We start from the raw sequence: 13,328 nt of genomic DNA on the forward strand, positions 1-13,328 counted from the left end.
GATCATGGACACCCTCGCCTACGTCTTCGACCTCGCACCCCTTGGAATAGGTCGTCTAGGCGGAGCAAAGCTCCCTCGCTCCGGCGAAACCGGAGTAAAGGTCCCTTCCTCCCGAGGAACGTCAGCCGGGGGCGCCCGGGAGCCGGATGGTCATCAGGGCACCCCCGCCAGGAGCCCGGCCCGCGTAGGCGGCCCCGCCGTGCCGCTCCGCCGCCTGCTTGACGATCGCCAGGCCCAGGCCCGATCCGGGTAGCGTGCGCGCCTCGGAGGACCGGTAGAACCGGTCGAACACCCGCGGCAGGTCCTCCTCCGCGATCCCCGGCCCGGAGTCGGCGACCTCGATGACCGTGGTCCCGTCGCCGAGCGGGTACATCCGCACCCGGACCGTCGAGCCGTCCGGCGAGAACTTCACCGCGTTGTCCAGCAGGTTCAGCACCGCCCGCTCCAGCGCGTTCGAGTCACCGGTGAGCACCCACGGTTGCAGCGACACGTCGAACTCGATCTCCCCGGCCCGCCGCCGGGCCCGGTCGAGGGCGCGTTCCACCACCTCGATCAGCTCGACCCGCTCGTACTCCGCCCGCGGCTCGTCCTGCCGAGCCAGCTCGACCAGGTCGCCGATCAGCTGGGTCAGCTCGTCCAGCTGCGCCTTGATGTCCGCCTCGATGTCCGCGCGGTCCTGTTCGGACAGGCTCGGCGCGTCGGACCGGCTCGCCGAAAGCAGCAGCTCGAGATTCGTCCGCAGCGAGGTCAGCGGCGTGCGCAGCTCGTGCCCGGCGTCGGCCACCAGGCGGCGCTGCCGTTCCTGCGATTCGGCGACCGTGCCCAGCATGGTGTTGAAACTCTGGGTGAGCCGGGCGAGCTCGTCGTCCCCGCTGACCGGGATCGGGCGCAGGTCGCCGGTGCGCGCCACCCGCTCGGTCGCCGAGGTCAGCCGCTCCACCGGCCGCAGCCCGCCGCGCGCCACCGCGGTCCCGGCCGCCGCGGCCACGAGGATCCCGCCCCCGCCGATCAGCAGCAGCACGACCGCGAGCTCGTTCAGCGTCTGCTTGGTCGGCCCGAGCGGCAGGGCGAGCACCATCGCCTGGTCGCCGTCGTACGGCAGCGCGATCACCCGGGTGTCGGTCTTGCCGTCGGTCCGCAGCGATCCGCTGGACGTCCCCTGTGCGACCGCCAGCTCCAGCGGCCCCCACGGCGGCGGGTGCCCGACATCCGGGTACACCATCCGGTTGTTCGCGGCGAGCACGCCGATCTGCAGATCACTGGTGGTCAGGAACGCTCCGGGAAACTGGCGCAGCTGCGCCTGCACCTGCGGGCTCTGCACGGCCGCGTTCGCCCGCGCGGTCAGCGTCTCGTCGAGTTGCTGGTAGAGGTTGTCCTTCACGGTCAGGTAGGCGCCGAGCGACACGAGCGCCACCACCCCGGCGACACACGCGGCCGCGAGGAGCGTGACCCGCGAACGCAGGGAAAACCGGCGCTTGGAGCCGCGTTCGGCCGGATCGACCTCGTTGACCGGCTCGGTCACGGAGGCGTGTCCCGCAGCACGTAACCCACGCCGCGGACCGTGTGGATCAGTCTCGGCTCGCCATCCGCTTCGGTCTTGCGGCGCAAGTAACCGACGTAGACCTCCAGCGCGTTGCCGGACGTCGGGAAGTCGTAGCCCCATACCTCCTCCAGAATCCGCCCCCTGGTCAGCACGTGCTTCGGATAGGAGAGGAACAGCTCAAGGAGGGCGAACTCGGTGCGGGTGAGGCTGATCTCCCGATCACCCCGGCGGACCTCGCGGGTCCCCGGGTTGAGGGTGAGCCCGGCGAACTCGAGCACCTCGGCGTCCGGGCCGGGCTGTGCTTCCGGGCTGGCCCGCCGCAGCAGCGCGCGCAGGCGGGCGAGCAGCTCCTCCAGCGCGAACGGCTTCGGCAGGTAGTCGTCGGCGCCGGCGTCCAGGCCGGACACCCGGTCGGACACGGTGTCGCGGGCGGTCAGCACCAGGATCGGCAGGTCGTCGCCGGTGCTGCGCAGCCGCCGGGCGACCTCGAGCCCGTCGAGCCTCGGCATCATCACGTCCAGGACCATCGCGTCCGGCCGGTTGGCGATGATCGACTCCAGCGCCTGCGCGCCGTCGAAAGCCAGGTCGACCTGGTAGCCGTTGAACTCCAGCGAGCGTCGCAAGGACTCCCGAACGGCCCGATCGTCGTCGACAACGAGAATGCGCATGGCCCTAGTCTTACCCGCCGGGCTGAGACCCGGCTTAGAGCACACGAAGAACTCACTCGGCGGGTTGATCGGTGCCCCGCGCGAGCGGCGCGTCCCACCGGCGCCACAGCGCGACCACGCGCAACCCCACCACCGCGGCGGCCGCGACCACGGTCACCGGCCCGGCGGGCAGCCGGAGCAGATGCCCCAGCCCGACCAGCACCGCCCCGGCCAGCGCGGCCACCGCGTAGATCTCCCGGCGCAGCACCAGCGGGATCTCCCGCAGCAGAAGATCACGCAGCGCGCCGCCGCCGATACCGGTCGTCATCCCGATCAGGCACGCGGCGTACACCGGCGTGCCCGCGGCCAGCGCGGTGGTCGTCCCGGCGGTGGCGAAGACCCCGAGGCCCAGCGCGTCGGCGAGCAGCACCGCCCGCCGCAGCCGCGCGACCTGCGGGTGGAAGGCGAACACGACCAGCGCGACCGCGGCGCAGGCGGCGAGGTAGGGCCAGGTGCGCAGGGTGGTCGGCGGGTGGATGCCGAGCAGCACGTCCCGGATGATCCCGCCGCCGAGCGCGGTGGTGAGCCCCAGCACCACCACGCCGAACAGGTCCAGCCGCGCCCGGACGGCCGCCAGCGCGCCGGATGCCGCGAAGGCCGCCAAGCCCAGCATCTCCAGCGCGGTGAGCAGCACCGGGGCGTTGCGTCAGTCGACCAGTCCGCCCCGGTAGGCCAGCAACGCGGCCTGCACCCGGTTCGCGGCGCCGATCTTGGACAGCACGGCCGAGACGTAGCCCTTGACGGTCGCCTCGGACAGGTGCAGCTGCCCGCCGATCTCCGCGTTGGACAGCCCCTGCCCGATCAGCCCGACCACCTCGCGCTCCCGCTCGGACAGCGAGGCCAGCAGCTTCCGGGCGGGTGCCGCGGCCCGCTGCTCGTCGCGATGCGACTGCACCATCCGCGCCGCCACCCCGGGATCGAGCACCGCCCCGCCCCGCGCGAGATCCCGCACCGCCCGCAGCAAGGCGGCCGGTTCGATGTCCTTGAGCAGGAATCCGTTGGCGCCGAGGCGCAGGGCCAGGCTGACGTACTCGTCGATGTCGAAGGTGGTCAGCATGGCCACGGTCGGCGGATCGGGCAGCGCCAGGATCGCCCGCAACGCCCGGATCCCGTCGTCCGGCGCCCGCATCTTGATGTCCAGCAGCACCACGTCGGGATTCAGGCGACGAGCGACGTCCACCGCCGATCTGCCGTCGCTGGCCTCACCGACAATCTCGATGTCCGGCGCACCAGCCATCATCGCGCGAAGGCCCGAACGGACCAGTTCCTCGTCGTCGGCGAACATCAGCTTGATCAACGAGCCCTCCGGCGGTCGGTGGAGCGGGTTCCCCGCTTCCGATTTCCGAAAGGCTACCTACCCGCCCGCAAGGAAGCGACGAGCGCCACCGGCCAGGGTGAGCAGGGCGAACACACAGAAGCTTGATGACCCAGTAGGCTAGGCCCGCCAGCCCTCGTAGCTCAGGGGATAGAGCACCGCTCTCCTAAAGCGGGTGTCGCAGGTTCGAATCCTGCCGGGGGCGCAATCGAGCCAGCGCTCGAACTGTGCGACTCTTTCGCTCCGTAGTCGCGCCTGGTGACGCGGCTGCGGAGCGTTGGGTAGCACGTCCACGTCGCCGGTGATGTCGACCCGGTGGACGAAGGTCTGCATGACGCATGGGGGAAGGCTTCCCCGCTACCGGTGGCGGCGGCCTCGATCTCAGCGGGGTCTGTAACGACGAGCATTCGCGTTGGCGCGGTTTCGGGGACCTTCCGCCCTCGGTGACGCGAGATGCCAGCGAGCTCTGGTAAGACTTCACCTTGTGACGACAGAGCCAGCCCGGACCACCACTGCTGAGGCCCGCAAGAAGGAGCAGGAGCGAACCGAACTTCACCGGGTGATCTGGAAGATCGCCAACGACCTGCGTGGAAGCGTGGACGGCTGGGACTTCAAGGCGTATGTGCTGGGACTGCTGTTCTACCGGTTCATCTCCGAGAACCTGACGGCCTACCTCAACAAGGCCGAGCGCAGTGCAGGCAACGAGGACTTCGACTACCGCTACCTGTCCAACGTCGACGCCGAGCTCGGGCGCGAGGAAACGGTCAAGGAGAAGGGCTTCTTCATCCTGCCCCAGGACCTCTTCGCGAACGTGCGTGAGCGGGCCAGCAAGGACGAGAACCTCAACGAGACTCTGACGCGGGTGTTCACCAACATCGAAGCCAGCGCGATCGGCACCGCCTCCGAGGACGACATCAAGGGCCTTTTCGCCGACCTCGACGTCAACAGCGGCAAGCTCGGCCCACCGTCGCGAAGCGCAACGAGAAGCTGGTCAAGCTCCTCGACGCAATCGGGTCCCTGAACTTCGGCAACGGCGAGTTCAACGAGAACACCATCGACCTGTTCGGCGACGCCTATGAGTACCTGATGCAGATGTACGCGTCCTCGGCCGGCAAGTCCGGTGGGGAGTACTACACACCGCAGGAGGTCTCCGAGCTGCTGGCCAGGATCACCGTGGTCGGCAAGACCGAGGTGAACAAGGTCTACGACCCCGCCTGCGGGTCGGGGTCGCTGCTGCTGAAGTTCAAGAAGGTGCTGCCCGACGGGGTCCGGCTGGGCTACTTTGGTCAGGAGATCAACCTGACCACCTACAACCTGTGCCGGATCAACATGTTCCTGCACGACATCCCGTACGAGAAGTTCGATGTTGCCCACGGCGACACGCTGATCGAGCCGTACCACTGGGACGACGAGCCGTTCAAGGCGATCGTCTCCAACCCGCCCTACTCCACGCGCTGGGAAGGTGACTCGAACCCGCTGCTGATCAACGACGAGCGGTACGCCCCCGCCGGCGTGCTGGCGCCGAAATCGAAGGCTGACCTGGCGTTCACGATGCACATGCTGTCGTGGCTGGCGGTCAACGGCACCGCCGCGATCGTCGAGTTCCCCGGCGTCCTCTACCGCGGCGGCGCGGAGCAGAAGATCCGCAAGTACCTGATCGACAACAACTACGTCGACACCGTCATCCAGCTCCCACCGGACCTCTTCTTCGGGGTGACGATCGCGACCTGCATCATCGTGCTGAAGAAGTCGAAGACCGACAACCAGGTGCTCTTCATCGACGCCTCGGCCGAGTTCACACGCCAGGGCAACAAGAACAAGCTCGCCGCCGACCACCAAGCCAAGATCCTGGAGGCGTTCACCCGCCGGGAGGCCGTCGACCACTTCACGGCCCTGGTCGACTACGAGACCATCCGCGACAACAACTACAACATCGCGGTCAGCTCCTACGTCGAGGCCGAGGACACCCGCGAAGCGACCGATATCAAGGCATTGAACGCCGAAATCGCCCGGATGGTTGCCCGACAGGCCGAACTGCGCACTCAGATCGACGCCATTGTCGCCGACTTGGAGGATGGGGCATGACCGCTCACGTCTCGGAAGCGGCGGTTGCAAGATTACTGAGGTACTCAGAGGGCGACGATGCGACTCGGTGACTTGTTGTCTAAAGCACCTGACAACGAGGAGAAGCAAATCGAGGGTTTCCTAGTCGGCCAGAGCGTGCGTCCCGGGCAGCACAAGCTGATCGAATCAGGCCACATCATTCGCACCATCCGGTGCCGGACCTGCGACGACGACCGCAACTTTATGTCTGGCAAGAAGGTTTCCTGCCTTGTTGTTGGAGACCGTGTGGTAAGCATCGACGCATTCCTCAAGTGCGTGGCATGTGATGCGACTATCGAGACTTGGTATCTCCTCGTGTCCAGGGATGGGCTCCACGAACAGTCACCGACCGTCCGGCTTGAGCGCTACGTGGAGAACAGGCGAGACATGGCAGGTCGGGTCGGGCTCGGAGTTGGCGAATTCGACGACCTACTAGAGCGCGCTCAACTCGCGTTTGAGGCGAAGCTCGGTGCTGGAGCGATGGTCTACCTTAGGAAGATCTTCGAAGCGATCACCGTGCAAGTCGCCGACGTGGCTGGGATATCGACCACCACGACCAATGGCAAGCGTAAACCGTTTCGCACTCTCCTACAGGAGGTCGATGCCACACGCCACATCATCCCAACGGCATTCTCAAGCGATGGTTACCTGTTGTTCAGCGAGTTGAGCGAGATCGTCCACGGAGACTCAAGCGAGGAATTGGCTCTGCAGAAATACGATCCATGCAGAAAATTAGTTATTGGCATCATCCAGAACGTCGCCAGCGATCAGGAGATGAAACGGGCGATCAAGGATCTCGGCTGGAATATGAGCAGTTTGGACTTGCCTTCAAATGAAGAAGTGACTTCATGAGTGAGATTGACCGGCTGATTGCCGAGCACTGCCCGGATGGTGTCGAGTTCGAGCCGCTTCGCGACGTCGGCACATGGTATGGAGGCGGAACACCGTCGAAGAGTCGGCCAGAGTACTGGCAGGACGGTACGATTCCCTGGCTGTCGCCGAAGGACATGACCACAGGGACGCTTTCCGCCACGGAGGACCGCATTGCGTCCGCAGCGATTGAGTCCTCCGCTGCGAAGCTCGTACCTGCGGGCTCCATTGCCTTTGTTGTGCGCTCGAACGTCCTCCGACGCCGTCTCCCAGTCGCGCTCGTACCGTTTGCCACCACGATGAATCAAGATATGCGCGCGGTCAAACCTCGCGACGGCATCGATCTGGACTATTTGGCCCAGGTTTGCCGAGCCAAGTCGGACAGTATCCTCGCCTCTGCTGGTCGCACGGATGGATCTATGGCCGCTATCAGAGGTCCGGGGTTGCTGGAATTTAAAGTCCCTGTTCCACCGCCGCCAATTCAGCATGCGCTCGCTGAAATGCTCGGTAAAATTGAACGGCTGCAAGTCGAACTGGAAGCCGAACTGGAAGCCGAACTGGAAGCACGCACGCGCCAGTACGAACACTACCGCGACCAGGTGCTCCGTTTGAGCTCTTCGGTCCCGATTGGGCGAGTCCGCGATTTCGTCGACTTTTCTAATGCAAGGGCCCACGAGAAATTTGTCGATCCCGCGGGAACCATCGCGTTAATGACGGCGCGTTTTATTTCGCGTGGCGAGGCTAATCGCTTTGTGCGACCCGAAGATGTGCGAACCCCTGCCTATGAAGGCGACGTGGCATTGGTGATGAGCGACCTGCCAAACGGAAAGGCGCTCGCCAAGACATTCTACGTGGATTCGGACAACACGTACGCGGCCAATCAACGGGTCTGCTTGCTTCGCTCACGCGACCCCAGCGTGCTGCTGCCGCGGTTCTTGCATCGCGTGATGGATCGGAATCCTCAGTTGCTTGCATACAACAACGGTATGGATCAGACGCACCTCAAGAAGGACGACATCCTGGAGGTACGAATCCCGGTTCCGCCAACTGAGGACCAAGAGCGGGTCGTTGCGATCCTTGACCGTCTCGACTCCGTTTCGGTTGAGTTGGCGGGCGGCATCGCGTCTGAGCTCTCTGCACGCCGCAAGCAGTATAAGTACTACCGGGACAAGCTGTTGACCTTCGAGGAGCGGGCGGCGTGAGTCAGGACGGCGGTGTGGAAGCACCGGACTCGGCGCTGCGGTATGAGCTGATCGCGGTGAGCGACGAATCCACCGTCGTGGCGGCGTACGAGCCGCATGACGGTGTCGATCAGGGCTATCAGTCCGAGGCTCAGCTTGAGGCCGCGTTCATCGAGCTGCTGGGGCAGCAGGCGTACAAGTGGCTCCACATCACGTCGGCGGCCGACTTGGAGGCGAACCTACGCCGTCAGTTGGAACTCCTGAACGACATCGTCTTCAGCGACGCCGAGTGGAGATGGTTCTTCACCAAGAAGATCGCTTCGAGGAACGAGGGCATCGTCGAGAAGACGGCGCGCATCCAGGAGGACCCGATTCAGGTCCTCGCGCGTGACGACGGCACCAGCAAGAACATCAAGCTGATCGACAAGTCGAACATCCATGCCAACCGGCTCCAGGTGATCAACCAGTACGAGACGGTCGGTGAGGGGGCTCGGGCTTCTCGCAAGCACCGGTACGACGTGACGATCCTGGTCAATGGGCTGCCGCTCGTGCATGTGGAGTTGAAGCGGCGCGGCGTGCCGTTGAAGGAGGCGTTCAACCAGATCAACCGCTACCAGCGGGAGTCGTTCTGGGGGAATGCCGGGCTGTTCGAGTACGTCCAGCTCTTCGTGATCTCCAACGGCACGCACACCAAGTACTATGCGAACACGACGCGTGCACGGAAGGTTGCCGAGCCCGAGGGCGGCAAGCGTGGTCGGAAGCAGACGTCAAACTCGTTTGAGTTCACCTCGTGGTGGACCGATGCGAAGAACAGGCGCATCGGTGACCTGACCGCGTTCACACGGACGTTCTTCGCCAAGCACACGCTGCTGAACGTGCTGACGAAGTACTGCGTCTTCGACGTCGCCCGCACCCTGCTGGTAATGCGGCCCTACCAGATCGTGGCGGCTGAGCGAATCCTGCATCGGGTGGCGTCCTCGACGAACGCGAAGTCGTCCGGGCCGGAGGCTGGCGGCTATATCTGGCATACCACCGGGTCGGGCAAGACGCTGACGTCATTCAAGACCGCCCAAGTGGCGTCGAAGATGGAGGGCATCGATAAGGTCCTCTTCGTAGTCGACCGCAAGGACCTCGACTACCAGACGATGCTGGAGTACAACCGCTTTGAGAAGGACTCGGTCAACGGGTCACGCTCAACGGCCGAGCTTAAGCGGCAACTCCAGGACCCCAACGCCTCGATCATCGTGACCACGATCCAGAAGCTGTCGCGGTTCATCGAGCAGAACAAGGGCCACGAGATCACCAAGGGTCACGTGGTGTTGATCTTCGACGAGTGCCACCGCAGCCAGTTCGGTGCCATGGGCACTGCGGTGCGAAAGGCGTTCCGCCACTCCCACCTGTTCGGCTTCACCGGCACCCCGATCTTCCCGGAGAACGCCGGCGGGGCGACGAAGGACACCACCGAGAAGATTTTCGGTGACCGGCTGCACACCTACACGATCGTGAACGCGATCAACGACGGCAACGTGCTGCCCTTCCGCGTCTCCTACCAGAACACCGTGCGGGCCGCAGACGACGTCGAAGACAAGCAGGTCGCCGGGATCGACACCGAGGAAGTCCTGCGCCACCCCGAGCGGATACGGCAGATCGTGGGATACGTCCTCGACCACTTCGACACCAAGACCATGCGCACCCAGGGTTACAGCCTGGGCGAGAAGCGGGTGCGTGGTTTCAACTCGATACTGGCCACCGCCTCGATCCCGGCGCTGCGGCTCTACTATGACGAGTTCGCCCGACAGCAGGCCGAGCGCAAAAACGCCGATCCGTCGTACCAGCCACTCAAGATCGCCACGATCTTCAGCTACACGGCCAACGAGGCCGAGGAGGTCGGCGGCATCCTCGACGACGAGGCGATGGACGCCGACCGGCTCGACGCCTCCTCCCGCGACTTCCTCGAACGCGCGATCAGCGACTACAACGCTACGTTCGGCACGACCTACGACACCTCGACGGCGAAGTTCGAGAACTACTACAAGGACCTCGCACGACGAGTGAAGGACCGTGAAGTCGACCTGGTCATCGTGGTCAACATGTTCCTGACCGGGTTCGACACAACCACGCTGAACACGCTGTGGGTTGACAAGAACCTCAAGTCCCACGGCCTGATCCAGACGTTCTCGCGTACCAACCGGATCCTCAACTCGGTCAAGACTTACGGGAACATCGTCTGCTTCCGCAATCTTGAGAAGGCAGTCGATGACGCCCTGGCGCTCTTCGGCGACTCCGAGGCCCGTGGGGTGGTGCTGCTTAAACCCTACGCCGACTATCACGCCGCGTACGTCGACCTGGTCGGTCAACTCCTGGAGCGGTTCCCGCCCGGCACTGAGCCGTTCGGGGAGGCCCAGGAGAAGGCGTTCGTCGTGCTCTTCGGCCAGATCCTCAAGCTGCGCAATATCCTGACCTCCTTCGACGAGTTCGCGGACGACGAGTCGCTGACGCCGCGGCAACTGCAGAACTACACGAGCATCTACAACGCACTGTGGGAGAAGCATCGCAAGCGGGACACGGGTGAGAAGGAGTCGATCCTTGATGACGTCGTCTTCGAGATCGAGCTGATCAAGCAGGTCGAGGTCAACATCGACTACATCCTTATGGTGGTGCAGAAGTGGCGTGACGAGGGTCAGGCCAAGATGGACGAGGATGCCAGGATGCCGCTACGTGCCATCGAGGATGCCGTCGACGCCAGCCCATCGCTGCGGAACAAGAAAGACTTGATCATGGACTTCGTCGACTCCATGTCGGTCACTGGCGAGGTCAGCGACGACTGGCGAATCTTCGTCACTCAACGACAAGAAGCCGAACTCGCTGAGATCATCGAGGCCGAGCGCCTCCGGCCCGAGCAGACACAGTCGTTCATCGAGGCGGCCTTCCGCGACGGCGCGATCGCGACCAATGGAACGGCGATCACCCAGATTCTGCCGCCGGTCTCCCGCTTCGCGAAGGACAACAACCTCGGCGCCAAGAAGGAGCGCGTCATCGCCAAGCTGACCGAATACTTCGAGCGCTTCTTCGGTCTGGCCTGAAAGACACCGCCACCGCGGATCACCCGTCTTTCCGGTGGGACTGGGGCTGGGCTGTTCGACGTCGGGTGCGGCCTTGTCGACGTAGCGCGTGGTGTCGGCCTGCCGCTGTTCGGCGGCGCGATCGTCGACGTTGCCGAGCTCGGTGGTCAGGATGTCGCGGCGGTGTGGTCCGAAGACGCGGTCAGCGTAGAAGGCGGCGACGGCGTCGAGCAGGCATTCCTCGGTGGTGTAGAACGCCTGCGGGTGGTCGGGGAACTTGCCGAGTCAGCCGCGGTTATTGCGGCGGGGGTAGCACTGGTAGTACGACTTCTGGCAGCGCGCGGGGCCGGACCGTGCCGCCCGCACGGGCGCAGGACCCAGCTTTGGAAGTGCGTTTGGTCGCTGGGTGGCTGTTCGGTGTCGAGCCGTCACGGGTCTTCCTGTGGAAGCCGCGGCGGTCGATCAGTTCGTTGAACGTCCACTTGGGGATGAGCGGTTCGTTGGGGGTAGGGGTGACCAGACCCACTTGTAGGGCTCGTAGATCTTGCCGCGTTTGGAGCGCATGGCCCGGCGGTTGAAGACCTGGTAGCCGGTGCACTTGGGGTTGAGCAGGATGCCGCGCACGCGCTGCTCTTGCCCCAGGCGCCGCGGGCGCGGGCCTTGCTCGGCGGCACCGGCGACGGGTGTTTGGTCAGGTCGGTGTTGAGCCGACTGGCGATGGCGAGAGCCGCCTCGCCCGAGCACGATCTGACACTGGTGTCCGGAGACGCTGTGGGTGCTGGGCCAACCGCGAACCACCAGGACGGTTGGCACCCATTTCCGCGCCACTACCTGCCCTGGCAAGCCCCAGCCGTCACCCAGGGTCACCCTTGCGGTTTCGACGGGCAGGTTGGCGGTATCCATCGCGCCGAACCTTGGCGTGAGGCGCCTTCACCGAGACCGGCGAGCCGCTGACCAGCAAGTTTAGGTTCGTATACTGGCTTGTTGGGTGCACGATCTGAGGCGGTATCCGAACCATTCGGGCTTTTGCACGTCGAACGGCAACGATGATCGCATCGTTACCTCGTCGCTCGACGGTGTCGACAGCCACGTCTGACCGCCTACCGGTGTCGATCCAGGTCACGCTCGTTATCGCGCACTGTCAGAGACATGCGAGAGCACACCAAGAGTCGGGTCAGCGGGGACCCCTTACACATTGGCCGCGCAGGATCACCGCGGCTGGTGTGTTCAGCTGCGTGAGGTCCGATCGTGGGTCCAGTGCGTACACGACCGCGTCGGCCGGTGCGCCCGGTTCCAGCCCGGGCAATCCCAGGTACGCGCGTGCGGACCATGAAGCCGCCGCCAAGGCGTCATGGGCGGGCATGCCCGCGGCGGCCAACGCCCGAACCTCGTCGGCAACCAGGCCGTGTGGGCGGGAATCCGTGCCGGCCAGTACCGTCACCCCGGCCTCGGCAGCAGCGGCCACCAACCCCTCGTGCGCTTCCGCTCCGCGCACGTACCATTGCTTGCGTGGCCCCTCCGGCCACTGCCGAGCCCGCTGCAACACCTCCTGAATCCTCGACAACGTCGGCGTCAATGCCGTCCCCCGCTCGGCCATGCCCGCCAGCAGGTCAGGATCGAGGCACATCCCGTGTTCGACGGAGTCGACTCCGGCCGCCACCACAGCCACTCCGCCAGCCCCCTGCTGGGTATGCGCAGCGACCCGACCGCCCACCGCGTGCACCGCCTCCACCACCGCGGTCAGCACCTCGACCGGGACCGGCGCATCGCCGAAGTCCCAATCCGCCATCACCTTCACCCACCCGGTCCGTGCGGCCTGCGCCGCCGCCACCGCGGGCAACTCGTCGTGCCCGACTCGGCGTCCCCACCCGTCGAAGAACTGACCGCGCTGAGCCAGCCACGGTCCCGCATGCCACGCCCGCGGCACATCCGAATCGTTCCCGAACCACGACGGCGGATCACCAGCCAGGCCCGGCGACCGGATCACCGTCACACCGGCATCGACGTGCCGGTGCAGATCCTCACGCAGCAACCGCTCATCCAGCCGATCACCAGGAGCTTCGGCTCCAGGATGGGTATGCGCGTCGACCAATCCAGGCAGCAACCACCCCTGGGCCACCAACTCCGAATTCGCTACCGGATCAGTCGTCCACCGATCACCATCGGCGTAAAGATCAACGAATTCACCACTCGGCAACGCACAACCGCGAACCCGAATGATCACTGACCCACCCCCGCCCATCGAACCGTACCCAACACCGCGAGCAGGGACACCCGCACATCAGCAGAAGAGTGCAGCCTTCCGCCAGGCGAACCGGAGGTTCAAGCCGGTCAGGACCCGCCGACGTGCCCTCCGTTACAGGTCATCATGACCTCTGGCATCCGTCCTCTCGGACCTCCGCATGAGCAGCCTACAGAGACGAGCAGGTCGCTGACCATTAGGTTTAGGTTCGCATACTGTCTTGTTGGGCGCGCAGTCCAAGCAATATCTGAACTCTTCTGAATTTTGCATTTCAAACGAAGACGCTAATTGAATCGTTACCTTGC

Annotated in this window: 11 protein-coding genes and 1 tRNA gene; 6 read left to right on the top strand and 6 right to left on the bottom strand. The window is 64.9% G+C overall.

Annotated elements, in window-relative coordinates:
* Positions 1-121: 121 nt before the first annotated feature.
* The 4 genes from FXO23_RS47105 to FXO23_RS47120 are packed head-to-tail and all read right to left on the bottom strand — an operon-like array spanning position 122 to position 3,547.
* Positions 122-1,522, bottom strand: a complete 1,401-nt coding sequence (locus tag FXO23_RS47105; RefSeq protein WP_158895119.1) for a sensor histidine kinase — start codon at positions 1,520-1,522, stop codon at positions 122-124.
* A complete protein-coding gene (locus FXO23_RS47110; protein ID WP_158895121.1) occupies positions 1,519-2,211 on the bottom strand; it encodes a response regulator transcription factor in 693 nt (230 codons plus the stop codon). Before FXO23_RS47110 ends, FXO23_RS47105 begins: the two co-directional genes overlap by 4 nt.
* Positions 2,212-2,263: 52 nt before the next feature.
* The gene (locus tag FXO23_RS47115; RefSeq protein WP_158895123.1) at positions 2,264-2,884 is read right to left on the bottom strand and encodes a trimeric intracellular cation channel family protein; all 621 of its coding nucleotides are present in this window, start codon (positions 2,882-2,884) and stop codon (positions 2,264-2,266) included.
* 12 nt (positions 2,885-2,896) lie between these two features.
* A complete protein-coding gene (locus FXO23_RS47120) occupies positions 2,897-3,547 on the bottom strand; it encodes a response regulator (protein ID WP_158895125.1) in 651 nt (216 codons plus the stop codon).
* 150 nt (positions 3,548-3,697) lie between these two features.
* Between FXO23_RS47120 and FXO23_RS47125 the strand changes: the two genes are divergently transcribed.
* The 6 genes from FXO23_RS47125 to FXO23_RS47145 all read left to right on the top strand — a co-directional run bounded on the left by FXO23_RS47125 (position 3,698) and on the right by FXO23_RS47145 (position 10,802).
* Positions 3,698-3,770: transfer RNA gene (locus FXO23_RS47125), tRNA-Arg, on the top strand.
* A 354-nt stretch (positions 3,771-4,124) separates the two neighbouring features.
* The gene (locus tag FXO23_RS51350) at positions 4,125-4,586 is read left to right on the top strand and encodes a type I restriction-modification system subunit M N-terminal domain-containing protein (RefSeq protein WP_218952387.1); all 462 of its coding nucleotides are present in this window, start codon (positions 4,125-4,127) and stop codon (positions 4,584-4,586) included.
* Entirely contained in the window at positions 4,583-5,650 is a 1,068-nt protein-coding gene (locus FXO23_RS47130) for a type I restriction-modification system subunit M (protein WP_246258528.1), read from the top strand. Before FXO23_RS51350 ends, FXO23_RS47130 begins: the two co-directional genes overlap by 4 nt.
* 57 nt (positions 5,651-5,707) lie before the next feature.
* On the top strand, positions 5,708-6,520 hold the full coding sequence (locus FXO23_RS47135) for a hypothetical protein (protein ID WP_158895127.1): 813 nt from the start codon (positions 5,708-5,710) through the stop codon (positions 6,518-6,520).
* Positions 6,517-7,740: a restriction endonuclease subunit S gene (locus tag FXO23_RS47140; protein ID WP_158895129.1), complete on the top strand. Its 1,224-nt coding sequence runs from the start codon at positions 6,517-6,519 to the stop codon at positions 7,738-7,740. The genes FXO23_RS47135 and FXO23_RS47140 overlap by 4 nt, the downstream gene beginning before the upstream one ends.
* Positions 7,737-10,802: a type I restriction endonuclease subunit R gene (locus FXO23_RS47145; RefSeq protein ID WP_218952388.1), complete on the top strand. Its 3,066-nt coding sequence runs from the start codon at positions 7,737-7,739 to the stop codon at positions 10,800-10,802. Before FXO23_RS47140 ends, FXO23_RS47145 begins: the two co-directional genes overlap by 4 nt.
* Before the next feature lie 441 nt (positions 10,803-11,243).
* Here FXO23_RS47145 and FXO23_RS47150 read toward each other — a convergent pair whose 3' ends face one another.
* Both FXO23_RS47150 and FXO23_RS47155 read right to left on the bottom strand, forming a co-directional pair.
* The gene (locus tag FXO23_RS47150) at positions 11,244-11,684 is read right to left on the bottom strand and encodes a hypothetical protein (RefSeq protein ID WP_158895131.1); all 441 of its coding nucleotides are present in this window, start codon (positions 11,682-11,684) and stop codon (positions 11,244-11,246) included.
* Between the two features lie 271 nt (positions 11,685-11,955).
* Complete coding sequence (locus FXO23_RS47155) at positions 11,956-13,023, bottom strand: amidohydrolase family protein (RefSeq protein ID WP_158895133.1); 1,068 nt, start codon at positions 13,021-13,023, stop codon at positions 11,956-11,958.
* Positions 13,024-13,328: the final 305 nt, after the last annotated feature.

The organism is Amycolatopsis anabasis (assembly GCF_009765355.1).
GTDB classification, from domain to species: domain Bacteria; phylum Actinomycetota; class Actinomycetes; order Mycobacteriales; family Pseudonocardiaceae; genus Amycolatopsis; species Amycolatopsis anabasis.